This is a genomic window from Streptosporangium sp. NBC_01469 (assembly GCF_036227305.1).
Lineage (GTDB): Bacteria > Actinomycetota > Actinomycetes > Streptosporangiales > Streptosporangiaceae > Streptosporangium.
On record NZ_CP109465.1, the window covers coordinates 505,549 to 529,350 of the forward strand.

Consider the following 23,802-nt stretch of genomic DNA (forward strand, 5'->3'; position numbering starts at 1 on the left):
ACATTCAGGAGAAACGATGGAGATATCTCTAGAAGGAAACCAGTCGTAGAGGAGGAGGGTGTCTTAGAACTCCTAACAGAATGTGGTCAGTGGTTGAGGCGGCGCCGGCAGATGATGGCGGAGGCCGGGATCATGAAGGCTTCGTGGATGTCGTCGCGGATCTCCCAGCGGATGCGTAACCGGCGAAACCAGTGCGGCGGGGCGAGCGTCTGTTCCACCGCTCACCGATGCACGCCCGAGCCGAAGCCCGGTTCCTGGGACAAGAACTCCCACGGGATCGCGGTGTAGAGCACGGACAAGATCCCGCACAATGCTTAACGATCGTCGATCCACTTGCGCTCGGGGTCGCGGTAGCGGCGTCCGATCGTCGGAAGCAGTCGGAAGCAGTCGGAAGCAACGGCTCGATGCGTTGCCAGAGCCCATCGGGCACGGTCTACGGTGGCCGCTCGCCCTTCCTCACATCCGGTTCAACGACCGATCATGTTCGCGGACTCGGCCAGCCTCTCAGAGCGTCGAGGATCTCACCGCGCTGCTGATCTCGGCGGAGAAACGCTGAGGTCGAGACGGTTACCGCTCCCGGACTGCGTAGGTCAGGTGGGTCACCCGCTGCGTCGGCTCCGCGCGGACCGGCTCCAGGGCCACGCGGCCCGCGTCCACGCCCTCGAACAGGCGGATTCCGGAGCCGAACAGCACGGGTGAGAGCGCGATCGAGAACTCGTCGATCAGGCCGGCGTTCACGTACTCCAGGATCGTCGCGCCGCCGCCCGCGACGCGGACGTCTCGGTCGCCGGCGGCCTCGCGGGCCTGGTCGAGCGCGGTCTCGATGCCGTCGTTGACGAAGTGGAAGGTGGTCCCACCCGGCCGCTCCCAGGGGTCGCGCTTCTCGTGCGTCACGACGAAGACCGGCGTGTGGAACGGCGCCTCCTCCGGCCACGCCTGCTCGCCGGCGTCGAACATGCGCTTGCCCATCACGCTCGCGCCGGTGCGCTCGAACGTCTCCCGCGCGATGTCGTTGTCGCGCCCTTCCTCGCCGCCTTCGCCGAGCTTCAGGTTCTCCCGGAAGAACCGCTGCGGGAATATCCACTGCTGCAGTTCCATCCACTGCGCCGCCCAGCGCTGGAGCCGCGGGTCGTCCTGCCGCTCAGCCGAGATGAACCCCTCCAGCGACTCCGGCGCGATGAAGCCGTCCAGCGACATGGACACGCTGAAGAACACCTTTCCGGCCATCAGTCCTCAGCTCCCTTCCGAACGATCTCGGTGACGTAGGCAGCCAGGTTGCCCAGGGTCTGCCGGCCGCCCTCGATCGCGTGGTACTTCTCGACCGCCTCGTCGTGCAGCTCCTTGGTGGGGAACACCGTGCGCATCTCGATCCGGGTCGCCGCGCCGTCGGGCGCGAACGTGAGGACCGACTCGAAGGCGTTCGGGTCGCCGCGGGACTCACCGTGCAGCAGCGCGATCCGCTCCGGCGGGGCGATCTCGGTCCAGGAGATCCACTCCTGGTAGTCCGTCCCGTCCGGGCCGTGCATCACGAAGTCCCACTCCCCGCCGACGCGGAACTCGAACGCCCGCGTGGTGGTGGTGAACCCCTCCGGTCCCCACCATCGCGACAGGTGCCGGACTTCGGTGAACGCTTCGAACACCAGCTCCCGTGGGGCACTGATGACCCGGGAGATCACGATCTCGCGGTCGGCCGTCGCTGACTGCGCCGGCGCGTCCCGTCCTGTCACTTCCATCGGTCACTCCTCCTGTCTTGCCTGCTTGAGGTCCTGCACGTACGCGTCCAGCCGGTCGAAGCTCTCGTTCCAGAACCGCTCGAACCCGCCGGTCCACTCGTGGATCGGTCGCAGCCCGCGGGCGTCAAGGCCGTACAGGCGCTGCTTGCCTGCCTTGCGGTCCCGCACCAGCCCGACCTCCCGGAGCACCCGCAGGTGTTTGGACGCCCCCGGCTGGGTCATCCCCAGCTCCTGGGCCAACTCGGTCACCGGCCGCTCACCCGCCCGCAGCAGCGCCAGGATCTCCCGGCGCTGCGGCTCGGCGATCGCGTTGAAAACGTCCGACGTCGTCGCTGCTCGTGCCATGGGCGCCATCATATGCCCATATCGGTATGCGTCAAGCCGGAGGAATCAGGCGGGTCTTGTCAGATGATGATCGTGACCCTTGTCAGCGGCCACGGAAAGCCGAATGCCGTCAGATGCCGTCTGAGGATCTCGGCCGCGCCCTCGTGCCAGTGGGGTCGCTGACTTTTTGGCTGACTCCGCTCAGCCCTCTACGGATTGGTTCTCCCTGTCGGCCACGAAGATTTCGCGCCGCGGCAGCTCGGTAGCCTGCCGTTGTGGATCACATGGAGCGTGTCGCCGGGGCGGTCGTCGGCTCGGCGGTGGGCGATGCTCTGGGCGCCCCTTTCGAGTTCGGCTCACCGGGCGCGTTCTCCACTCGCTTTCCGACACCTGACGCCGGAGTCGAGATGTGCGGGGGCGGCGGCTGGGACACCGGGGAGGCCACCGACGACACACAGATGGCCATCCATGTGGCCGAGTCTCTGCTGGAGTACGGCGGCCTGAACCTGCCCGACATCTTCACCCGCTTCCAACGCTGGGCGGCCGACGACCCCAAGGACATCGGACCGCGGACCGAGGACGTTCTGACCCGCGGCCTGCCCTGGGACCAGGCCGCCACCGCTCACTACCGCACCAGCCACCGCGCCGCAGGAAACGGCTCACTGATGCGGGCCACCCCCTCTGCGGTCTACTTCGCCGCCGACGGGCGGCAGGCCACCATGGACGCCGCCCGCCGCATCGCCGCTCTCACCCACGGCGACCCCGCAGCCTGGGAAGGCACGGCGATCTTTCACGACCTGGTGCGCCTCGCCCTAAGCGGCGCGGACCCCTTGAAGGAGCTCTCGCAGACCCTCGCCGCCGTCCATCCCCATTTCCCCGGCTCCCGGGCGTCATCTCCGCTCCCCGGGGGTGTTGGGGCAGGTCGAGAGCGGGTTCGGGCGGACGTGGCTCCCGGCCGCTTGACCTCGATCGGGGTTGAGGTTGGAGACTGCTCCGCGCCGGTGTCGGACAGTCAGGTATGGGAGAGCGGCTGACATGCGAGTTGTAAGGGTCACGCGTTTCGGAGGTCCCGAGGTGCTGGTTCCGGGCGAGGCGCCGGAGCCGGTCGCCGGACCCGGCCAGGTGGTGGTCGACGTATCCGTCGCGGGCATCACGTTCGTCGAGACGCAGATCCGGCGTGGCGTCGACAAGTGGCACGACAGGCCCGAGCTGCCGTACGTGCCGGGCGCTACGGTGGCCGGCCGGGTGAGCTCGCTCGGGGAGAACGTGGATCCGGACTGGTCCGGACGACGCGTCATCGCCGGCACCGGGGAGAGCGGTGGCTTCGCCGAACGTGCTGTGGCCGCCGTGGAGGACCTGATCCCGGTGCCGGAAGGGCTGGGACTGCCCGAGGCCGTCGCCCTGCACACCGACGGCAGCACCGCGTTGGGCCTGGTCGAGGGAGCCCGGATTCTTCCCGGGGAGTGGGTGCTGGTCGAGGCGGCGGGCGGCGGTGTCGGCAGCCTGCTGGTGCAACTGGCCCAGGCGGCCGGCGCCAGGGTCGTCGGGGCCGCGCGCGGTGCGCGGAAGCTGGACCTGGTTCGCGACCTGGGCGCGGAGGCCGCGGTCGACTACTCCGATCCCGACTGGGCGAGCCGGGTACGCGAGGCGACCGGCGGTGCGGGCCCCGACGTGGTGTTCGACGGGGTCGGTGGGGAGATCGGCCGGGCCGCGTTCGAGGTGACGGCGGACGGCGGCCGCTTCTCCGTCCACGGTGCCTCCAGCGGCGAGGTCACGGCGATCGACCCCGTCCGGGCGCGGCGGCGCGGGGTCGAGGTGATCGGGATCGAGCAGCTCTTCGGTTTCGGCCCCCGGATGGGGTGGTGGGCCGATCGGGTGATGTCGGAAGCGGTGGCGGGCCGGATCCGGCCGATCATCGGGCAGACTTTCCCACTGGAACGCGCCGCGGACGCGCACGCCGCGATCGAGTCGCGCGGCGCCCTGGGGAAGACCCTGCTCCTGATCTGACAGTGCCCCACAATGTCCCCGCCGAGCCACAGGGGGGCGATCCGGCTCGTGATCGCGGGCAACGGGGCGGTCCGACCGCGGCCGGCCTTCGGCTTCCGCTCGAACAACGTCGGTGTCCGTCAAGCCAACGTTTTCTACAAGGACACGTTCTTGTAACCCGCGCGAGGAGTACTTGAGGGGCCGTCCGTGGACGCGTCGCATCCTTGTCGGGCGGCCTGTCGGCGAGACCATTCACTGTGAACCGACACCGCCGTTTGTGCCCCAAGAGTTTCGAATACGCATGGGAAAAATACACGATCCAGCCTTTACGCATTATAGACTCGACGACTACCGTCCTGGACGGGGCGACACGCGGATGCTTCGCATTAATTGGAGCCTGGAATGCGCGTCCTTATCGTTACGGATTCATTTTCGCCGAGAATGGACGGGGTGGCGGTCTCCGTCGACTCTCTGATTCACGGCCTTATTTCCGCCGGCCATGATGTGGGAGTGGTTTTTCCGGGGCGACGCTCGGAGTACGAGGTGGACGAAATAGGCACCCAGCGGTGGTGCGTGTCTTCGTTCAGGACGCCGTTGGACGGATATCCACTCTCCCTGACCTCCGCTGAAAGCATCGCCCGAATTATTCGTGTTTTTGGACCGGATTTCATCTCCGTTCAGACCATTGGCTCTCTCGGGGTGGCATCCCTGCGCGCATCGCATCGGCTGGAATTACCTGTCGCGCTCTCCTGGCATACGGATTTCGAGTCCTACCTCAATAAATATCGGCTGGCATGGCTGTTCATACTTCCCGCATACATCGCCCTGAGGGGAGGAGGTGTTCGGTTATGCCGCAACTTGACGAGGAAGGTAGCCGGCGCCGGTAGGTCCGGTGTTATTCGGGAAATCCTCGCGTACGTGGCCGATGCCGCTGATCTGGTGGTTGCCCCGTCCGCCAGAACCGCTTCCTACCTGAAGGGCCTGGAAGCCGAGCGGCCTGTCTTCGTGCTGTCCACCGGCGTCGAAGAATCAGAACTGAGGGGAAAAACACCACCGGAGGAGCTGGTCGAGTCCATCGAAGCCACTTCGAAGGGAAGCCGCATCGTCTATGTCGGCCGTCTGAGCCGGGAGAAGGGAATCGATTTTCTTGTTGAGGCGTTCAGGCACGTTATAGAGCGCCGGCCACAAGCGACTCTCATCCTTGTGGGCCCATGCGAAGACCCGAAAACGTGGCTTCGACTGCGTGCGGCGCAAGTGCGTTTGGGAGCGAACCTTCTCGTGGTGGGCCCCGTGGAGCGTCGAATGCTGTCGGACCTCTACCGCCGAGTTGATGTCTTCGCCACCGCCTCCGTTACGGAGACACAGGGAATCACGGTGTGGGAGGCCGCCCTCGCGGGACTACCCATCATCGCCAGAGACGACTTTCTCGATGAAGATGTCTGTAAAGAGGTCCTGGGCGGCTTGCGGACACCGGAAGAATTCGGGGACGCGATTGTGAGTCGCATCGATCGGGACAACCGGGCCGGGGAGACCGGCAGTATGCGAGTGGGGCCCACCGGCACCGACAGAGCGCGACTGCTCGTGGCGGCGGTCGACCATGTGCTGTCCGGTGAAACCGGCGGATCAGCCCGTCCTGGGCCGTGGTTTCCTCGAGACGGAGCCTGGCGCGAAGGATGATGACGTGCGTGTGTACGTCTATGCCTCGGGCAGGTGCGTCGACCTCCGGGCGCAGGTCGCAACCGGGGTGCGGCAACTGAACAGGGTGCACTGCGACTGAGTGGGCGGGCACACGTTCGCCGGTGTGATGCGCCGGGAGATCGGCGCGTCGGCGGATGAGGTGCCCGGCCAGAACCGGACTCATCCACACCCTCACCCCATGACGACATCACGCCTTCAAGGTCAGTCGTTGGGCCGAAGCGACCCGTGTCGTGCCTTTCGTGTGGAGACCAGTGCTCCGACCAGGCCGCTCACGGCGCAGACCAGCACCAGCCCTGCGTACTGTGGCAGGGAGTAGGCGAACCACGGCCGGCCGGTTGCGGCCTTGCCGAGCGCGGTGAGCGATGCGGCGGCGATGCCCGTTCCAAGCAGCGTCCCGGCGCACGTCACGGTCAACGTCTCCCAGCACACCATCCTGGTGAGCTGCCGCGGCTTGGTCCCCAAGGTGCGCAGCAGCCGGATCTCCTCGGTCCGTTCGGCCATCGTCATGGCCGTCGCGTTGAGCACCGAGATCACGGTGTAGGCCACCGCCGATCCCACCAGCATCGGGACCGCCCACGCCGACGGCCCGGTGCGGGTGACGCCCGTCGCCGCGTCGCCGGTCGCCACGGTGAACAAGAAGGTGCAGGCGAGCGCGATGGTCAACATCACCGGGGACGCGACCGCCATCGCCCGGCGGGGCTGGGTGACCAGCGAGGACCTGGCCAGCATCCCGGCGCCTGGGTCGAGCCGGGCCGCCACGGCTCCGAGCAGCCCGCCCATCCCGCGCAGCGCGACGGGGCCCAGCGCGGACGCGCCCACGCAGAGCGCCATCGTCGCCCCCAGCCCGGTCGGCACCGCGGCCGCCGCTTTCACCTGCGGCACCAGGAACAACAGCACGATGCCCCCGGCCAGTGCCACCCCTCCGGCGACTGCCCTGGGCCAGGGCAGCAGCCGCCGCTGCGCCGCGCTCTCCCGCAGCACCTCCAGCGGTCCCACGCCTACCGCCTTGCGTGCCGCGGCCCAGGCCGCCAGCAGCGTCACCGCCACCCCGACCACCAGCGCCAGGATGAACGGCCCCGTCGTGACCTCCACCGGGACGCCCGCCGGCGCCAACCCGGTCATCCGCATGAACCCCGCCATCGCCGCGGCGTACGGGACGGCCAGCACGCAACCCGCCGCGCTCGCCAGCACGGCCACCACCAACGCCTCCGCCGTGATGAGCCTGCTCACCTGCCGCGGCGTCATGCCGACCGACCGCAGCAGCGCCCACGTCCTGCGCTGCCGCAGCACGTGCAAGCTCAGGATGCCCGCGATCACGAAGACCGACACGAACCCCGACACCGCGGCCGACAGCACCAGCAACCCCATGACGCCGTTCAGCTCGTCGCGCGTTCCGGCGCCGGCGACCACCAGGCCACTGCCACCCACCAGCATCACGGCCAAGAGCACCGCCGCGAACGAGGCGGCGAAGCCCATCCGATTGGTCCGGACGTTGTTCCAGGCGAGTACGAGTGTCACCGGTGGCCGCCCAGCCGCATGCCGATCTGGTCGACCGAGGGCCTCTCCAGGACGTCGACGATCCGCCCGTCTGTCAGGAACAGCACGCTGTCCGCCCGGGCCGCCGCCTCCGGATCGTGCGTGACCATCACCACCGTCTGGCCGAACTCATCGACCGCCTCCCGCAGCAATGCCAGCACCTCGTGCCCGGTGCGGCGGTCCAGCGCCCCTGTCGGCTCGTCGGCGAACAGCACTTCCGGCCTGCCGAGCAGGGCACGGGCGATCGCCACCCGCTGCTGCTGTCCACCGGACAGCTGCGCCGGGCGATGTCCCTCCCGCCCGGCCAGACCGACCCGGTGCAGCAACTCCCGCACGCGTGACGGGTCGGGCCGCCGCCTGGCCAGCCTGCTGGGCAGGATCACGTTCTGCCAGGCGGTCAGCGACGGCACCAGGTTGAAGGCCTGGAAGATGACGCCGATCCGGTCGCGGCGCAGCACCGCCAGTTGCTTCTCCCCCAAGCGGGTGATGTCCTGCTCGGCGATGCGAACCACGCCAGAATCCGGCCGGTCAAGCCCCGACGCGCACTGCAGCAGTGTGCTCTTCCCCGATCCCGACGGGCCCATCACGGCCGTGAAACTGCCGCGCGGGAACCCGACGCTGACCTGGCCAAGCGCCGCCACCTCGGTAGCACCTTTCCCATACGTCCTGGTCACTCCCTCAAGGAGGACCGCATGATCATTCATGATCAGTAGCGTGCCGCAATGCGTCCGTCATCGTCCATCAGGCATCACCCCGATTGGTCCCTGACGCCCCCAACCCTGAGAGCGCGGTTGGGACCCCTTCTTGACCCGTTCGCAAGGATCTTGAAGTGTGCCAATGACTGCCAGTACCATGCCGTTCACAGTGTGGAGTTGCCGGCTGCGTGGCGTGAAGGTCCTTAGATCACCTCAGTGATCAGTTGCCGAAACGATCGGACCGCTCCGGCGCCAGGTCAAGGCAGCCGCGGCGGCGAAGGCCAGGGCCGTGCAGCCGATCTGTGCGAGGGCCGCGGAGGTGGATACGAACGGCAGGTCTCCGAGGTCGCCGAGGACTGCCGCGGGCAGGAACAGGAGCAACGCCGCCCGTCGCCCCACGACCGATCGGCACGCGTATCCGGCCGCCAGCGCCACCACGACCAGCCATGGCACGGGTGCCCAGGTCACGATGTCGTGGTGGACCATCACGTTCACCCAGCGCACAATGGCCTTACTGGCAGTCAGTCCTGCCAGCGCGAGCGGCCCCCACAACAGGAAGGCGCGCCAAGGGATGAGCGTGATCGCACGGTGCGCCGCGGGGATGAAGGCGATGATGACCGCGGACACCTCGGCCAGCAGGACGGGGCCGGGGCTCGGGAACATCAGCGCGTCCAGCTCCAGCAGGTACGGGTGACCGACCCAGTAGAGATAGAGCGCGAACGCGACTGCGCCGAGCACGGCGATCCACCAGCGGCCGAGGAGTACGGCCAGCACGGGCACGGCCGCGACGACGACCGTCTCGGGCACGAACGGGATCCAGGTCGGTCGCTCCAGCACGGCGGCGACGCCGCGGATCTGCAGGGACCCGGCCGCCAGCACGAACTCGGTCGCCAGCACGCTGGCCAGAATCAAGAACGGCCACAGCGCCAGGGCGACGGCCAGCCCGTCCCGCCAGACGGGCGCGGAGACCGGCCCGAAGGCCCGCCGACCGTGCACACGCAGCGCACCCCACAGCAAATCGGCCGCGTCTGCCGGAGCCGGGCGGGTCTGACCCGGCCGCGCCCCCGCAAGCAGCACACTGATCATCTCCTCCTCGTGCCGCGCCCGGTGCTCGCGCGGATAGCAGGCCAGGAAGCGCCGGTAACGGGCTTCGAGCGGGCTCATGCCGTACCTCCCAGGCCCGCGGCGTGTAGGCGCACGGTGGCCGCTCGCGCGTGCCGGCGCATCCGCTCGGCCTCCGCCGCCAGCCTGGCCGCGCCGTCGCCGGTCAGCCTGTAGTAACGCCGCACCCTGCCGTCCACGATCTCCTCCCGGTCCTCGGCGATGAGGCCCTCTTCCTGGAGGCGGTCGAAAGCGGCGTACAGGGTACCGGCGCGCAGGCGAACCTGACCGCCGGAGATACGTTCCACATCAGTGATGACGCCGTACCCATGCTGTGGACCGGCGGCGAGCGCGGTCAGGATCAGAAAGGTAGGCTCCTGCATCTGCCTCATGTGATCAATATATACTGATCATCTATATATTGAAATTGGACACCCTAAGTCAGTGTGATCGTTTCGATACCGGGCCGTTCGGCTCGGCAGGCGTCAACGTTGATGGCCGCGGACGGACCTTGAATGCGTTAGTGACTGCCAATACCACGCCGTTTACAGTGTGGAGTTGCCGGCTGCATGGCGTGAGTGCGGCAGGCGGGTATGACTGCTTCTCCCGTGGGAGACGATGGTGATGTCACTGTTGGAACGCGTGGCCCAAGCCGAGGCGACCGCACGGCAGCAGGCGGACGAACTACGGGCACAACCGGCCGCCGTCGAAGAGCAGTATCGGCGAATTTCGACGGACATGCAGGTCAGAGACGCCGCGAGGACTTCGGGCGCAGGTTGGGGGAACCGCTGGGCCGCATTGAACGCGGCCAGTGGGATGGTGCGCTGCTGCGGGCGTGCGATAAAGGTGACTATGCACGAAAACGGGCAGCGCATCGGCGAGATGCTGGCAGAGGCCGTCCAAGGACTCGCGCGGACGGCGGAGCCGCGCGCGGACGCCGCCGTCCAGGGCAGCGGCGAGGCGGCGGGCAGGTGCGGGCCGTCGCCGGGCAGGACGGGCGGTTGCACGAGCTGCACCTCAACCCCCGGGTCATGCGGATGGCATCGGAGAACCTCGCACAGGAGATCCTCCTGGCGGTCAACGCCGCGCTGGACGACCTGCGGGCGGGCGTACCGGGGCTGGAGGCGGCTGAGCTGACGGATCCACAGGAGCTCGCCAAGACGCTGGGCGGCGTGCACGCCGACGTGATGCGGCGGATGGACGAGTTCGCCGACGGGGTCGAGCTGGTCGTACGGCGGCTGGAGGAGCGGTGAACGGGCGCTTCGACCAGGGGATAGATGTCTCCCACGCCGACCTGCGCGGCACCGGCGCGGGGCTGGTTGAGACCGGCACGACCTGGCTGGAGGCGGTGGGAGCGTTGCGCGCCCATCTCGAAGGTGAGGGCGACCTCTGGGGCGAGGAGACCGGGAGCATGGTCAAGGCCGGCTACCTCGCGGTCACCCGGAAAGCGCTGGAGGTGTACGAGGAGCTGGGAGAGCGGCAGGTGACCTCGGGCGACGACGTGCACGTCATGGAGGCGGACTACCGGGACACGGAGCAGCGCAACCTGGAGGACGCCGCATGGAACAAATTGGCCATCGAGCGGCTGTGATGGCCGGGGCCGCCGGGAGCTGATCGGCTGGGAGAAGCGTCAGCGGCGAAGCTCGTCGGGAGCGAGGAGAACGCCCGCCGGCCCTTCGGGGTTGACGACGACGCCGACGTCCGGCGGCAGCAGCGCGACCAGGTCGCGGCCGCGCAGGCGCTGCCAGCCCGTGGCACCGTCCGGCAGGGCGTGCGGCAGGTTGGCCTGGGCCGTGTAGGCGAACGCCGCCCGGCCCCCGCCCGTGTCGAACACCGGCACGCCGCCGCCTGGGCCGGCGGCCACGATCACCTCCGCCTCCAGCAGCAGCGGGACGAGGTCGAGGTCGCCGGCGTAGCCGGCCGAGGCGAGTTGCACGACACGGTCGAGCGGATCGGTGGGCTCGGGGTGGCCCAGCGCCACCGGCGAGGGCCGGTAGCCGGGGTTGTGACGAAACTCGCCGGTGATCTCGCCGCGCCCGTCGACCTGCCAGGCTCCGACGATGCCGTACGGCGGGACCTCGCCCTCGGGGTCGAAGAACGGATCGACCGCGTACATCCAGGAGTCCGGGCGCAGCCGTGCCTGCCTCCGCAGATCGTCGGTGACCGGCGGCGGGGGCGGCGGGGCGTCGTTCACGGCGATCCTCCTGACGGCACTCCCGGATGGCCCGGGTAGGGGTTGTAGTGCGGGTTGGGGATGAAGTTCTCCGGCGTCCTGGGCACCCCCCGCGGCCAGGCGCCGGAAACATACCTCCGGTGCACGCCGCCGGGGAAGGCGATCTCGCGCTCGTAGGACAGATGGGCGGCGTTCTGTACGGTCTCCTGGACGTCGATCCCGCCGGGGGCGTCCACCTCGTAGACGTGGCGGCGCGGGAACGCGCCGTCGATGTCCATGCGGGTGCTGGTCCCGACGAAGGCGGACGGCCTGGCCTTGAGCACGTAGTCGGACAGGTTGGTCATCGACGGGTCGCGCGGATGGAGGCCCTGCTCGAAGACCACGTCCGGAGACCTGTCCGAGCCGCGGTAGAGCGGCTCGCGATCACGGCGCCAGATGGGGTATGGCGTGATGCTCTTGACGTCGACGCTCTTGTCGGCCGCCGCTTCGAGGTAGTTGTCGGGGCCGCGCACGGGCGTCGGCGGACGCTTGCCGGGCGGGAACGCACCGGCCCCCACCCTGCCTGGCGGCTTGCGCAGCAGCACGGAGGCGCGATCGAACAAGCGCAGCGCGCTGCGTTCCAGCAGGTCGACCATCTTGTGGATGAGCTCCCGCGCGGCCGTACGAGCGCCGCCCACGACGGCGGGAACGGCCGCCAGCGAGGCGCCGGCCGTGGGCCCCGAGGCCGCGGCCAGCTGCGACAGGCTCAGGGCTAGCCGGACAAGGACGACGATCAGCGCCACCTTGACGGCGAGCACGATCACGGCCGAGAGCTGCAGCGCGCCGCCGATGAGCAGCGCGGCGGTGATCGCATCGCCGGAGCGGCCCGAGGTGTCGCGCCAGTCGCCGCCGAACGCCCGGACCCCCTCGGAGTCGTTGCGCGTGGTGGTCCGGGCGGCGTGCGTGGCGGCGGTCGAGGAGACGCGCACCGCCGTCGCCGCGAAGGAGATCCACTGGGTCCCGGCCTCATGCAGCTTGACCTCGTCGATCAGCGGCCACGAGACGACGAGGTTGAGCAGCGTGGCGAGCTCGGGCGGCGGCTGCAGCGCCACGATGCCCTCCTCGCCACGGGTCCCTACGCGTGATCACCCCGACGATCATTGTATTGGGGGTGTTCACAAGTGTGGTTGAGCAGCGATGATGACGCTCACGGAAAGATCGCTTCCCAAGGTGCTCTTGATCGTTTCCCAGCTGGGCATTCGAGGGTATTGCCAGGCCATCGCCGCCGACACGAGCGCGGCGGCGATGGCCGACAACGCGACTGTTCGCCGGCTCATGCCCCCAATGTGGTCTGGGCGGCCGGTTGGTGGCGCGGGGCGGCGAGGTCGTGGGCGGAGCGGGCCAGCCAGATCATCATCAAGACGCTCGAGACCACACCGAGAGCCTCGACAGCGCTTTCCTCCTCCCGGAACGGCAATGACGCCAGCACCAGAAAGATCGGTGTCAGCAGGGCGGCGATACCGTATGCGACGGTCGCCGTCCCCCAGCGGTCGTCGTACCCTTGGGCCCGCAGGACCAGCACCGTCCAGACCAGGCCGGCCAGGCCGCAGATCGACTCCGCCGCATCCGGGACGGGCCAGCCGACGAGGTCGAGTACGCCGATGACGGTGAAACCGCCGTACCCCAGCACCCCCGCGCCCCGCATGTACGGCCGGTCGCCGCCCAGCACCCGCATGAACAGCAGCACGACCACCCACATCACCGCAGAGATGATCACCGTCGTATCCGCCCAGACCAACAACGCGGTGACGTGGAGCAGCCACGTCGTAGCCATCGCGACGTAGAGCGCCACGCGCAACCGCAGGGTGTTCCGGTCCTGCTGGGGTGGCGGCCCCGCCGGCGGCCCGCGCAGGATCTGCCAGATCCCCCATGCCCAGGACAGCCCGGCCAGGACCAGGAGGAGCAGGTTCTGCCCCGTCGCCGCGACGCCTTCGGTCACGGTCGCGGACAGCGTCAACCCCCACAACGGACCGAGGTCGCCAGAGATCAGGGCGACGACGACGGCGACCGTCAGCGCGGCCCCGTACAGACCGGTGACGAGCAGGGCGGGCAGGGCTGAACGATGACGACGTAACACGGGACGCTTCCTGGGGATTCGGAGGGGAGGGGAGCAAACGCCTCACCCTACAATCGATCATGAGAAATGGCGCCAGGCGGAGAGCGCGCGTCCGCGGGCGTGTAGAACGCCACAGCGCGGCAATCCACTGAAGGCTTCGACGAAGGAATGGTGGCCGCATCGGTACGGCTGACATATTCGCACTCCTGCTGACGGGGACCATTTAGCCATCAGCCCAGTGGGCTATGGGGCCGGGCCAAGTGGACGGGACAGATCGGTCGTCCACGAGGGGATCACTCACGCCCTGCCTGGCCGGACCGTGTCCGTCCTGCGGGGGGAACCTCAGAAATCCCGCCCGATCAAGCGATCGGACGGGATCTCGTCAACCGTTCTTGAGCCAACTCAAGAACAGCTCCCTGGTGGGGTGTTCACGAGTACGGCTGAGCTGTGCGAATCCGAGGGTTCGATGATCGCTTCCCGGACACCGGCCAGAGGAAGTAGCTGAGCCGCCGACAGCAGCAGGCCCAGTTGGGTCGTGTTCAGCTCCAGGTCTCGTTGCAGGTGGACACTCATCGCGCCGATGCCCTGCACGAAAACGCGGCCGCGGCCTGAGTGAAAGTCGCGACGCCCAGAATGACCCAGCGGTATTGCGATGTCTTCACGGCTTCCAGCACAACAAGGGATCGGGGTGGTCGGAGAAGCCGAGCTGCCGGTAGAGCGGTTCCGCCTCGGGGGAGGCGGTGAGGTCGACCCGTACGGCGTTGCGGTCACGGAACCAATCGAGCAGGCCGAGCATGATCGCCCGGCTGTACCCACGCCGCCGGTACGACGGGTCGGTGACCATGCCGATGACGTGGCCGATCCTCCCGTTGCGGGAGTGGGGGCCGGGGAACCACTGTTCGATCGTGCCGATGCCGCAGGCGGCCAGGCCGGTGTCGCCGTCCACGACCAGGATCTGGCAGTCGGGTTCGGTCAGCTTCTGCTTGAAAACCCGTGCGAGTGCGTCGCGCCAGTCGTCACCGGCGTTCGCGGGGTTGAAGAAGTCGCCGCCGAGGTCGTCGAAGAGCAGTGCCCGGAGGCGGACGAGTTCCGGAATGTCGCGCTCTGTTGCTGTTCGCGTCATGACGTACAGGCTGATGTAATGAGCTTGTGCACCTCAACCCTTACGGCGCGGACGTGGTGAACTTCGCCGCGGAGCTGGCGAACCGCCCACCGGCGAGCGCCGACGAACTCGCCGACCGCTGCCGCACGGCCGGTCTGGTACTGGAACGCCCCGTCGAACTATCAGATCTCGACCAGACCTTCGCCGTCATCGACGTCTGGACGAAGGTCGTCGACGCCACCGGCGAGCGCGCGAAGGCCGAGTTGGTCAACGAGATGCTGGCCCGGTCGGCCGCCTACCCCCGGCTGACCGACCACGCTCATGGTTGGCACCTGCACTATCGCGACGACCTGCAGCCGCTCGGCGCGGTGCTGTTCGCGCTGATCTCCGTGGGCACGGCGATGCACCTCGTCAGCCGGGGCATGGACCGGCTCGGACGGTGTGCCGCCGCCGGTTGCGAGACGATCTTCGCGGACACCTCACGCACCGCACGGCAGCGTTACTGCTCCCATCCGTGCGCCAACCGGGATGCGGTACGCCGCCACCGCGCCCGTCAGTCCACGCCCCCCACCTGACTGGCCGGCAGGCGACGGGAGCCGGCGTCGACGGCCGGCAGCTCGTCGCGGGTTCCGGTGGCGATCGTGCGGTCGTCCTGGCGCATGGCTGACCCGCAATTCAGATCACCTTGTCGCAACACCCGGCCCGGAGCCGACATCGCCATGCCCAGCGACGCGAACTCCGACCTCCACCAGCGGCCCGACACCACCCAGGCCTTCCCAGACACCCACTTCGCCGCTCCAAACTAGGACGAACCCAATTCGGAAACTCCCGAAACGACGGGATCCCGCCCGATCTCGATGATCAGACGGGATCCCGTCGACTTCAGTCCAGCCGTCTCAAGAACGGCCCCTTGGCGGGGTGCTCACGAGTGCACTTGACCTGAGGCCGGCGAGGCAGCAGAAAGATCGCTTCCCAGATTCTCGACCTTGGATGTGGTTGTGCGATCAGACGGCGAAGCGTGCCGTTCTCGTATTCTCCGTGGTCGTCACCGGCGATTTCGTACCATGGCACGCGGCGTTGCCGGACACCCTCTACGGTCGGTCCCCCGGCCTGTCGACGACCTGGCTCTCCAGATGCGCGGTCCACACCGTCGGTGTGCCTGCTTTGACCGTCCCGACTCTCTCGCTGAAGAACGTGCGATCGGCGACGGTCTCGCCGTACGTTCCCAGGAACCGGTAGTCCTCCGGGCTGACGATGATCTCGGACCGTTGCCAGGCCCCGGTGTAGACGAACGCGTTTCCGTGGCGGCCCGTCGCGTCGACGGCGTCCTGCTTGACCGAGACTCCATTGATCATCGGGAGCGCGCGGAACAGCGCCGCCCTTACTTCGGGAACGAGCGGTTGCCCGCTCATGAGCTGGTGGATCGTCTGGAAGAGTCGCTGCTCCATGGTGCTGTCGGATTCGTCGTCCACGGGGGTCACAGGCTTGCCGGAGAGCGCCGCCCGCATCCTGGTGAGCATCTCCTCTGGAGTCACCGGAGCCTCGGCGAGGGCGGTGGCGGTGATGCCGGGACCGGTTTCGTGGTGGACGAGCCTGCCCGTCCCGTCGTCCAGCGCCGTCTGCTTGCCGTCCGCGCTGTTCCACCGTTCGAGAGTGATGCGCTGCTCCAGGTCCACCTCTGGCCTGGGCTCCTTGAGCAGCGGGGCGATGATCTCCTTCGTGTACAGCCATTTGCCCGGTGAGAGAACGATCGCGTCGGGATCGGTCTCGGCGGCCTTGGCGGCCCGTTCGCCGAGCTCTCCGACATTGGCGATGGGGACGATGACCGGCTGGTCGGCGTCCCGCGTCACGGTGAAGCCCACCACGGTGGCCACCGCGAGCGAGGCGGCCAGGACGAGGCGCCAAGCCAGGCGGGGCCTGCGTTGGCGCCTGACGGTGAGGGCCGGCTCGCGCATCGCATGCAGCAGCTGGGCGCGGGCCGCGTCACGTGCCTCATGCGTGATCAAGGGCGGGTTATCGCGAAATTTCCTGATCTTGTCCATCATGCGTCCTCTGCAGTCGGATCTTCGTCACCGAACGCGGCCCTGGCCTTCTTACGGGCGCGGTGCAGGCGCGAGCGCACCGTCCCGATCGGGATGCCGAGTGCCACAGCCACTTCCTCGTAGGCCAGGTCGCCCCACGCCACCAGCAGGAGCACGTCGCGATCCCGCTGCGACAGGGCCGCCAATGCCTTGGCCAGCCGGCGCTCCTCCTCCTGCGCGGCGACACGGCCGACCACCTCATCGGCCATCAGCTCCGGCAAGGGGTCAACTCCGGTACGGCACAGCGCCCGCAGGAACCGCTCCTCGTTGCGCCGGTGCCTGGCGATGAGGTTGGTCGCGATGCCGTACAGCCAGGGTCTGGCCAGCCGGTGCGTCAGGTCGTAGGACTCCCGCTGGCTGAAGGCGACCAGAAATGTCTGCGCGGCGATGTCGTCGGCGGCCTGGGAGCCGAGACGGCGGGAGACGTAGCGGTGGATCTGGTCGATATAACGGTCGAACACGCCGGCGAACTGCTCCGGGACGTCATGAGACCGGCGGATAAGCTCCGCGTCGTCCGCCTCGACCATCTCCTCGGCCTGCGTACTTGTCATGCCCGCTGTTTCCCGATGGGCCGGATCGAGTTCACGCTCGTCGAAATGACAGATAACCAGCGCCACGCCCTGACAGGAGAATCGTCGACGTTGCGGCCGGGCAGCCGACACAGCGTTCTCTCCGGTGGGCGACGGTGTCCTGCGGGGGCATCGGGCGCTACCCGCGCGCCGGGCCCAAGAACGACCGGTGCTCCAACCTCGCGAACTCGCGAACTCGCGAACTCGCGAAAGCAGACAACCGCGAACTCGGCAGCGCTCTTCGGGCAACAGGGGAGCAGATCATTCCCTATTTTCCCGAGAGGCAGCTCATGACCTTAAGCAACCCGCTCATCGCCACCCTCTTAGCAGGAACGATCGGATTTACGCCGGTACCGGGTGAGCATGTCCACATCCAGCAGCCAAGCACCCGGCAGACGAGCAGCGTGACTTTGATCACCGGTGACCGGGTCGTGGTCACCGGAAATGGGTATCGCGTGGAGCCCGGCCCCGGCAGGCAGGTCGGGTTCATGAAGCAGGTGCGCGAGGGCCACCTGTACGTGATCCCGTCCGATGCCAGGGCCCTGGTCACGGAGGGGGTGCTCGACAGGCGGCTGTTCGACGTCACGCAGCTCTTGGAATGGAGATACGGGGACGCCGGCAGGACCGACATCCCGCTGATCATCCAGTCGGCCAACGGCCCGATGCCCCCGCCCCGGGGGACGCGACAGACCCGGCAGCTCGCCGGCCTGGGCATGACCACGCTCCGCGTGCCCAAGGCGAGCGCGGCCCAGACGTGGAAGGACCTGACGGACGGTGCCCGCACTCTGACCGCGGGGACGACGAAGCTCTGGCTGGACGGCCGCCGCTCCTTCGGCCTCGACCAGAGCGTCAAGCAGATCGGCGCCCCCGAGGCGTGGAAGCAGGGGATGACCGGTAAGGGTGTCACGGTCGCCGTGCTCGACTCCGGTTACGACCCCGACCATCCCGATCTGAAGGGTGTGGTGGCGCAGGAGCGCAACTTCAGCGAGGATCCCGACATCCGCGACACCCTCGGTCACGGCACCCACGTCGCCTCGACCGTCGCCGGGGCCGGGGAGAAGTACCGGGGGGTGGCGCCGGACGCGAAGCTCGCCATCGGCAAAGTGGGCGACGCCTCCGGCCTGACCGAATCCGCCATCCTGGCGGGGATGGAGTGGGCCGCCGTCGAGGTCAAGGCCAGGGTCGTCAACATGAGCTTCGGTGGGAGTGACACCCCGGAGCTCGACCCCTTGGAACAGGCGGTGAACGCGTTGTCCGCGCGGACGGGCACGCTGTTCGTCACGGCTGCGGGAAACAGCGGCGGGCTGAGCCCGGTGGACAGTCCTGGCAGCGCCGACGCGGCCCTCACGGTGGGCGCCGTCGACAGGGAGGACAGGACGGCTCCCTTCTCCAGCACCGGACCGCGTGAGGGCGATCACGCGATCAAGCCGGACGTCACCGCGCCGGGTGTGGGCATCGTGGCCGCCGCGGCCGCCGGCACCGCCGAGGGCTCCCACGTCGCGATGAGTGGCACCTCGATGGCCACCCCGCATGTGGTCGGAGCCGCGGCGATCCTCGCCCAGCGCCACCCCGAGTGGACCGGCGAGCAGCTCAAGGCCGCACTCATCGGCAGCGCCGCGCCCTCGGCCGGCGCGACGCCGTACCAGCAGGGCGCCGGGCGAGTGGACCTGGTCCGCGCGCTCGCCCAGCGGGTCGTGGCCGAGCCGGGCAACATGTGGGCCGCCTTCCCCTGGGATGGCTCAGGCGATCACGTGACGACCAGGACCATCACCTACGCCAACTCCGGAGACGCTCCCGTCAGCCTCGACCTCACCGCCGAGGGTGAGGTGCTGAAGCTCTCCACCCGGCGGATCGAGGTACCCGCCAGAGGACAGGTGTCGGTCACGCTCACGATCGACGCCAGGGGAAAGGCCAAGGGCGACTATCCCGGGACCGTCACCGCGAGGTCGGGCGAGACCGTGATCCGCACCCTGGCCGGCGCGTACGTCGAGCCGGAGTCCTACGACGTGACCATCAACACCATCGGCAGAGACGGCGAACCCGTCAGTTCCTACACCCAGATTTACGACCCGAAGACCGGCGCCGTCCACGAGCTGGCCCTCGCGAACGGGGTCGCCAAGGTCCGGCTGCCCAGGGGCGAATGGGGCCTCTATTCGGAGATCGACGAACGGGCAACCGGGAGAACGATCGCCCACACCACGCTGAAGGTCGACAGCGGCGACCAGCGGGTGACAGTGGACGCACGTCAGGGCAAGCCGGTCCGGGTCTCGCTTGACGACCCGACCGCGGCGCCCAGACGTGGCTTCGACATGCAGCTGGGTCAAGGCCGGTGGGGCATCGCCTGGTCGACGAGCCTGGACGTCAATGCCAGGTTCTTCGTCGTTCCCGTGCGCCGGGCGGGGCTGCACTACATGCTCGGAACCCTCTGGCACAGCAAGGACCTGTCGCCCAGCCCGTACGTCTACCACCTCGTCGATCACCACACCGACGGGATCCCTGAGGATCCCACGTACGCCGCCAGGCAGCAGGATCTCGCGAAGGTGACGGCGACCTACCGGGCGTCTGGGGTGGCGGCCAAGGGCACCCCGCTCTTCGGGCCCCGCTTTCGCGACGCCGAGCCCCTGTTCATGTCCGAGCCCCCCGAAGGCATTGACCTGCCCGGCACGCTCACGCACTATCGGACCCCCGGGTTGATCTGGGACAGCTGGCTCGAGGTCGGCACGTCCCTGATGGTCGACGGCGGCAAAGCCATGAAGCGCGGGCACACCCAAGAGGTGTGGAACGCAGCGGTGAGCGGCCCGTCCCTCGCCAGGCCCAGCGGCAGCCGCACCGGCGACGAGCTGACCTTTTCCGCCGGCAGGCTCTTCGCCGACGGCGTCGCCGGAAGGACCGGTGTGGACGCCACGGCCACCGGCACCGCCACTCTCATCCGAGACGGACGGGTACTCGCCAAGACAGATCTCGCCCAGTGCGCGCTCGACCGGCCGCAGACGTGCGGGCTCCAGGCCGACCTGCCGGCGGAGTCCGCCGCGTACGTACTGAGCACGTCGATGCGGAGGCAGGTGCCGTACTCGACGCTGTCCACGGCTGTGCACAGCGTCTGGACGTTCCGGTCGGCGAGCACGGCGAAGGAGCAGCCGTTGCCGCTGATGGCGGTGCGCTTCGCCCCTTCCGGGCTCGACGACACCAACCGCGCCAAGCCGGGTTCCGCGACTCGGCTGCCTATGTGGGTCGAGCGAAACCCGGGAGCCCTCAAGGCGGCGGTGCAGTCCGTTCAACTGGAGATGTCCTCCGACGACGGCACGAGTTGGCGCCGGATCCCGGCTGCCCCGACTCCCTCGGGATGGACCGCCGCGGTGCCCAACCCGAAAACACCGGGATTCATCTCGCTTCGGGTGACGGCGACCGACGCCGCCGGCACCGGCCTCACGCAGACGATCATCCGCGCCTACGCGGTCGGATGATCACGTAGCCTGTCCACGTCCGTCCAGGCCGGGCTGGGCTGGGCTGGGCTGGGCTTTCCCTCGTAACGTAGAGACATCGCTCTGCGCGCGGCACACATCGGCGTGGAACCGGGAGGTCGTGCATCGTGGGGTTCAGGGCCCCCCGGTCCAGATGTACCAAGGACCCTTAAAATGCTCGTACCAGAGTTCGTCCGGGCCCGGTACCCGATCCGGGATGTAGGCGAAGCCGTAGCTCTTCCATCCCCATGTGATCGAGGTGACCATGAACTGCGTTCCTCCCGGGATCTTCTCCGTGTAGCCCACCCGATACAGGCCCCGCCACCGATCATGGCTATCGTCGTCGTCGCGCACCGACCGGGCGTAGCGCTCCAGGCTCGATTCCGACAAGGCGAAGCGCATGTGCAGGGGCGCGTCGACCGTGACCAGCAGCACGGTGCCCAGTACCAGTACGAGCGGGACGAACATCCAGGGCGCCCGCCCCCGCGCGCCTTCACCCAACAGTGCGGACCAGGTGATGGCGAGCGCCAGCCAGTACAGCACCAGCAGCAATGCCCCGAAGGACAGCCCGGGAGTGCTCACCTCAAAGAGCGTCAGGAGCGAGGCGAGTCCGATGGCGCCGGTGAAAAGCAGGGCGAGGGGTTTGCGAGCCAGGCGCATAGGGCGATCTTGCCCGATACCAGGACCAAGCACATCGGTCCCACCATCAGTTCCGGGAAGCCAACCCGCGGACCACTCGGGGGGCGTTTACAAGTGTGGTTGAGCAGCGACGATGATGCCCTGACGAAGATCGCTTCCCAGCCAAGCGTTCAGGGGTTCAGCGTGCTGCGTCGGGCATACGGACCGTTGTATACGGGTGTGGTTGCTCCAGCCACTCGCTGGTCAGCCTTGCTCCTGTGGTGTGGTCGATGACTGCGAGCATGGCGGCTTTCCAATCGTAGTCCTCGTCGCGTTCCTCGAAGTCGACGAAGAAGTCTGTCATCTCCTGCAGCTCAGGCCATCGACCGATGCCGGCATGGTCTTCCGGCCTCCCGGGACCGAACGCGTCGATCGTCAGGATGAGCTCGCCTCCGGCCGCGAAACTCAGCCGATTGTGACTGTTGACGTTCCACCAGGCGCTGTAGACCCGGGCTCCCTGACTGAGCCGCTGGAGTACGGCGGGGCTTGATCCGAGGTAGTCGATCTCCAAGAGCATGGCGGCGGAGCCGCACCAATCGACGAGCACGGGATAGTCATCGTCGTAGGGGAGCATGACGGCGCTGAGCGGTGCTGCCTCATGAAGCTGGTATGACGTGTCCCCACCGAGCCGGGCGGCGATCTGGTCCAGGGTGAATGCTTTCCCGCTGTCTGGGACCACCACTGTCCAGCACATGGCCACGTCCAGCCAGTGCCGGCTGGAGCGGAGTTGCCGGTAATGCTCGTGCAGGTTGGCGGCCGGCGGCTGTCCGGTGTTCACACATGGCTCCTTCGCTCGGCGGGAACAGATCCGGGAACAGATCTTCGAGGTCCTCGCAGAGACTGCACGGGACTGGTGGATCGTCTGTGTCGCTGCTATGACCAGGGGGCGTTCACGAATGGTGCTGCCCTGGGTTGGAGCAGATGCTCCAAAGATCGTTTCTCTGGTGAGGCGAAACGTCATCTCGCCTCACTGGCTCTTCAAAGGTCTAGAACGTGTGGCCGCGCGTCGGCGCGGCCGTAGGAGAGGACGCGCCGCAGTCCCTGTCGCAGTTGCTCGACAGATTCTTGGTCGACATCGAGAGTCACCTCGACTTCGGGTTCGGCCAGATCAAGCGCCTCGAGGTCGTCGGGGTCGAAAACGACGCGCAGCACGTTGTCGCTGAGCCTGATGTCACGGACGGCGCCATAGGCGGTTCCTTGATTCGCGGTGACGACGCAGTGGGTGTCCATACCCAAGGCGATGTCTTGGTCGTCAGGTTCATAGGTGCAACACTGAAAGATCAGCACCATGCCGTCACCATCCTGGGTCTCGCTGACCCCGGCGGACAGGCATTCCCCCTCCAGGTCTTCATCGGCTCCGGCGGCCTGGGCCGTGAATATGATCGTCATGGCGGGAAGGGTAGCGGCAAGCCAGGACAAATCCGCAGGTCGGTAATGAGCCGCGCAATACGCTGTGGCGCGCGAGCAGTAGGGGGTTGAAGACTTCGCCCGACTGTCCACAGTGCCGACAAGCAAGGATCTTGAAGCGCGCTAGTGACTGCCAGTACCGCGCCGTTTACAGTATGAAGTTGCCGGCTGCATGGCGTGCATGCGGCAGGCGAGCATGGCTGCTTCTCCCGTGGGAGGACCCGGGCGGTGCTCGTCTGCCTGATGGTCTCGATCCACCACAGCGGCAAAGCCACCCTGGCCGAAGCCTGGCGGCTGGCCGCCTTCTGTCTGTCCCCGACCGCCCGCGAGCATCTGGGACTGGACGCCGACCGGCCACCTGCCAACGATCCGCACGCCTGCCTGGCCGACAACCGGCGCTTCCACCGCGCCTTCGACCGGCTCACCGGCCTGCTGGATGTGGCCCGGCACGACCGCCGCACCCGCCTGCCGAAGAACCGGCTCGCCCATGGGCGCGCCGCCCAGACCATCCTGGTCGCGTTGCTCGTCACCGTCGCCAACGACCACTTCCTCGACCAGTGGCGCCACACCCACCAGCCCCCAGACAAGCCCGACACATCCGCCGACATCTTCCAGATCCCAGCAGAGCGCCTCGACCGCTCACCGCTCACGGGCCGGAGCAGGCCACCACCCGTCCCATAACCCGCACTTCAGATCACCTTGTCGCAACACCCAGCCCGAAGCTGGCATCGCCATACCCAGCGACGCGAACTCCGACCTCCACCAGCGTCCTGACATCACCCGGGCCTTCCCGGACCCCTGCTCCGCGGCTCCCAAACTCAGGACGAACCCGATTCGGAAGCCCCTGAAACGACAAGATCCCGCCTGATCTCGATGATCAGACGGGATCCCGTCAACCTCAGTCCAGCCGTTTCAAGAACGGCCCCTGGTGGGGTGTTCACGAGTGGGTGTGGCCTGCGGTTGAGAAGAGGCTGCGAAGATCGCTTCCCGGAAAGACATTGATCGTTTCCCGCCTCCGCCGCCTCACGAGGTTCACGTCGGTTCAGTCACGCATGGCATGGATCAGTACAGGCATTGCGACCGGCAAGGCGATTTCTTTGAGCACTCCAGCGCCGGGATATAACGCGCGCAACGCGTGGGTGTTCGCGGTGGCCATCTTTCCC

Annotated in this window: 27 protein-coding genes; 8 read left to right on the forward strand and 19 right to left on the reverse strand. The window is 67.9% G+C overall.

The features are described from left to right. Positions 1 to 86: 86 nt before the first annotated feature. From OG587_RS02265 to OG587_RS02280, 4 genes are all read right to left on the reverse strand, one after another. Positions 87 to 218, reverse strand: a complete 132-nt coding sequence (locus OG587_RS02265) for a hypothetical protein (RefSeq protein ID WP_329086326.1) — start codon at positions 216 to 218, stop codon at positions 87 to 89. Positions 219 to 567: 349 nt separating this feature from the next. Further along, complete coding sequence (locus tag OG587_RS02270; protein WP_329086337.1) at positions 568 to 1,227, reverse strand: dihydrofolate reductase family protein; 660 nt, start codon at positions 1,225 to 1,227, stop codon at positions 568 to 570. After that, positions 1,227 to 1,733, reverse strand: coding sequence for an SRPBCC family protein (locus OG587_RS02275; RefSeq protein WP_329086339.1), 507 nt, complete (start codon positions 1,731 to 1,733; stop codon positions 1,227 to 1,229). The genes OG587_RS02270 and OG587_RS02275 overlap by 1 nt, the downstream gene beginning before the upstream one ends. 3 nt (positions 1,734 to 1,736) lie before the next feature. Further along, positions 1,737 to 2,078: an ArsR/SmtB family transcription factor gene (locus OG587_RS02280; protein WP_155354941.1), complete on the reverse strand. Its 342-nt coding sequence runs from the start codon at positions 2,076 to 2,078 to the stop codon at positions 1,737 to 1,739. A gap of 263 nt (positions 2,079 to 2,341) precedes the next feature. Between OG587_RS02280 and OG587_RS02285 the strand changes: the two genes are divergently transcribed. The 3 genes from OG587_RS02285 to OG587_RS02295 all read left to right on the forward strand — a co-directional run bounded on the left by OG587_RS02285 (position 2,342) and on the right by OG587_RS02295 (position 5,720). Beyond that, on the forward strand, positions 2,342 to 3,091 hold the full coding sequence (locus OG587_RS02285) for an ADP-ribosylglycohydrolase family protein (RefSeq protein ID WP_329093704.1): 750 nt from the start codon (positions 2,342 to 2,344) through the stop codon (positions 3,089 to 3,091). Position 3,092: 1 nt separating this feature from the next. Next, complete coding sequence (locus OG587_RS02290) at positions 3,093 to 4,064, forward strand: zinc-binding dehydrogenase (RefSeq protein ID WP_329086342.1); 972 nt, start codon at positions 3,093 to 3,095, stop codon at positions 4,062 to 4,064. 429 nt (positions 4,065 to 4,493) lie between these two features. Next, on the forward strand, positions 4,494 to 5,720 hold the full coding sequence (locus OG587_RS02295) for a glycosyltransferase (RefSeq protein WP_329086344.1): 1,227 nt from the start codon (positions 4,494 to 4,496) through the stop codon (positions 5,718 to 5,720). Positions 5,721 to 5,942: 222 nt separating this feature from the next. Here OG587_RS02295 and OG587_RS02300 read toward each other — a convergent pair whose 3' ends face one another. The 4 genes from OG587_RS02300 to OG587_RS02315 form a co-directional block, all read right to left on the reverse strand. Then, positions 5,943 to 7,259, reverse strand: a complete 1,317-nt coding sequence (locus OG587_RS02300; protein WP_329086346.1) for an FtsX-like permease family protein — start codon at positions 7,257 to 7,259, stop codon at positions 5,943 to 5,945. Continuing rightward, complete coding sequence (locus OG587_RS02305; RefSeq protein WP_329086348.1) at positions 7,256 to 7,918, reverse strand: ABC transporter ATP-binding protein; 663 nt, start codon at positions 7,916 to 7,918, stop codon at positions 7,256 to 7,258. The genes OG587_RS02300 and OG587_RS02305 overlap by 4 nt, the downstream gene beginning before the upstream one ends. Positions 7,919 to 8,185: 267 nt before the next feature. Beyond that, the gene (locus OG587_RS02310; RefSeq protein ID WP_329086350.1) at positions 8,186 to 9,136 is read right to left on the reverse strand and encodes a hypothetical protein; all 951 of its coding nucleotides are present in this window, start codon (positions 9,134 to 9,136) and stop codon (positions 8,186 to 8,188) included. Next, positions 9,133 to 9,465 (reverse strand): PadR family transcriptional regulator, encoded by a 333-nt coding sequence (locus tag OG587_RS02315; RefSeq protein WP_329086352.1) that lies wholly within the window; start codon positions 9,463 to 9,465, stop codon positions 9,133 to 9,135. The genes OG587_RS02310 and OG587_RS02315 overlap by 4 nt, the downstream gene beginning before the upstream one ends. A 579-nt stretch (positions 9,466 to 10,044) precedes the next feature. Between OG587_RS02315 and OG587_RS02320 the strand changes: the two genes are divergently transcribed. Next, positions 10,045 to 10,326, forward strand: a complete 282-nt coding sequence (locus OG587_RS02320) for a hypothetical protein (RefSeq protein WP_329086353.1) — start codon at positions 10,045 to 10,047, stop codon at positions 10,324 to 10,326. Next, positions 10,323 to 10,664 (forward strand): hypothetical protein, encoded by a 342-nt coding sequence (locus tag OG587_RS02325; RefSeq protein WP_329086355.1) that lies wholly within the window; start codon positions 10,323 to 10,325, stop codon positions 10,662 to 10,664. The genes OG587_RS02320 and OG587_RS02325 overlap by 4 nt, the downstream gene beginning before the upstream one ends. 39 nt (positions 10,665 to 10,703) lie before the next feature. On the opposite strand, the gene OG587_RS02330 is transcribed toward OG587_RS02325, so the two are convergent. From OG587_RS02330 to OG587_RS02350, 5 genes are all read right to left on the reverse strand, one after another. Then, positions 10,704 to 11,267, reverse strand: a complete 564-nt coding sequence (locus tag OG587_RS02330) for a type VII secretion system-associated protein (protein WP_329086356.1) — start codon at positions 11,265 to 11,267, stop codon at positions 10,704 to 10,706. After that, complete coding sequence (locus OG587_RS02335; RefSeq protein WP_329086358.1) at positions 11,264 to 12,337, reverse strand: scabin-related ADP-ribosyltransferase; 1,074 nt, start codon at positions 12,335 to 12,337, stop codon at positions 11,264 to 11,266. The genes OG587_RS02330 and OG587_RS02335 overlap by 4 nt, the downstream gene beginning before the upstream one ends. Positions 12,338 to 12,400: 63 nt before the next feature. Continuing rightward, positions 12,401 to 12,562 carry a hypothetical protein gene (locus OG587_RS02340; protein WP_329086360.1) on the reverse strand — a complete coding sequence of 54 codons (162 nt, stop codon included), beginning with the start codon at positions 12,560 to 12,562 and terminating at the stop codon, positions 12,401 to 12,403. After that, positions 12,559 to 13,362: a hypothetical protein gene (locus tag OG587_RS02345; RefSeq protein ID WP_329086362.1), complete on the reverse strand. Its 804-nt coding sequence runs from the start codon at positions 13,360 to 13,362 to the stop codon at positions 12,559 to 12,561. Before OG587_RS02345 ends, OG587_RS02340 begins: the two co-directional genes overlap by 4 nt. Before the next feature lie 637 nt (positions 13,363 to 13,999). Further along, positions 14,000 to 14,464, reverse strand: a complete 465-nt coding sequence (locus tag OG587_RS02350; RefSeq protein WP_329086364.1) for a GNAT family N-acetyltransferase — start codon at positions 14,462 to 14,464, stop codon at positions 14,000 to 14,002. A gap of 26 nt (positions 14,465 to 14,490) precedes the next feature. Here OG587_RS02350 and OG587_RS02355 point away from each other — a divergent pair, with 26 nt between their 5' ends. Continuing rightward, a complete protein-coding gene (locus OG587_RS02355; protein ID WP_329086366.1) occupies positions 14,491 to 15,018 on the forward strand; it encodes a CGNR zinc finger domain-containing protein in 528 nt (175 codons plus the stop codon). Here the strand turns inward: OG587_RS02355 and OG587_RS02360 are convergent. From OG587_RS02360 to OG587_RS02370, 3 genes are all read right to left on the reverse strand, one after another. Further along, entirely contained in the window at positions 14,997 to 15,227 is a 231-nt protein-coding gene (locus tag OG587_RS02360) for a hypothetical protein (RefSeq protein WP_329086368.1), read from the reverse strand. The two genes, OG587_RS02355 and OG587_RS02360, sit on opposite strands and share 22 nt — an antisense overlap. Positions 15,228 to 15,534: 307 nt before the next feature. Further along, a complete protein-coding gene (locus OG587_RS02365) occupies positions 15,535 to 16,449 on the reverse strand; it encodes a CU044_5270 family protein (RefSeq protein WP_329086371.1) in 915 nt (304 codons plus the stop codon). A 35-nt stretch (positions 16,450 to 16,484) separates the two neighbouring features. Continuing rightward, positions 16,485 to 17,075, reverse strand: coding sequence for an RNA polymerase sigma factor (locus OG587_RS02370; RefSeq protein ID WP_329086374.1), 591 nt, complete (start codon positions 17,073 to 17,075; stop codon positions 16,485 to 16,487). Between the two features lie 422 nt (positions 17,076 to 17,497). Between OG587_RS02370 and OG587_RS02375 the strand changes: the two genes are divergently transcribed. Continuing rightward, the gene (locus OG587_RS02375) at positions 17,498 to 20,557 is read left to right on the forward strand and encodes a S8 family serine peptidase (RefSeq protein WP_329086376.1); all 3,060 of its coding nucleotides are present in this window, start codon (positions 17,498 to 17,500) and stop codon (positions 20,555 to 20,557) included. Between the two features lie 132 nt (positions 20,558 to 20,689). On the opposite strand, the gene OG587_RS02380 is transcribed toward OG587_RS02375, so the two are convergent. The 3 genes from OG587_RS02380 to OG587_RS02390 form a co-directional block, all read right to left on the reverse strand. Beyond that, positions 20,690 to 21,214 (reverse strand): hypothetical protein, encoded by a 525-nt coding sequence (locus tag OG587_RS02380; protein WP_329086379.1) that lies wholly within the window; start codon positions 21,212 to 21,214, stop codon positions 20,690 to 20,692. Between the two features lie 157 nt (positions 21,215 to 21,371). Then, positions 21,372 to 22,010 (reverse strand): DUF6461 domain-containing protein, encoded by a 639-nt coding sequence (locus OG587_RS02385; protein WP_329086381.1) that lies wholly within the window; start codon positions 22,008 to 22,010, stop codon positions 21,372 to 21,374. A 200-nt stretch (positions 22,011 to 22,210) separates the two neighbouring features. After that, entirely contained in the window at positions 22,211 to 22,621 is a 411-nt protein-coding gene (locus tag OG587_RS02390; RefSeq protein ID WP_329086383.1) for an Imm10 family immunity protein, read from the reverse strand. 246 nt (positions 22,622 to 22,867) lie between these two features. Here OG587_RS02390 and OG587_RS02395 point away from each other — a divergent pair, with 246 nt between their 5' ends. Further along, entirely contained in the window at positions 22,868 to 23,320 is a 453-nt protein-coding gene (locus OG587_RS02395; RefSeq protein ID WP_329086384.1) for a hypothetical protein, read from the forward strand. Positions 23,321 to 23,802 lie beyond the last annotated feature (482 nt).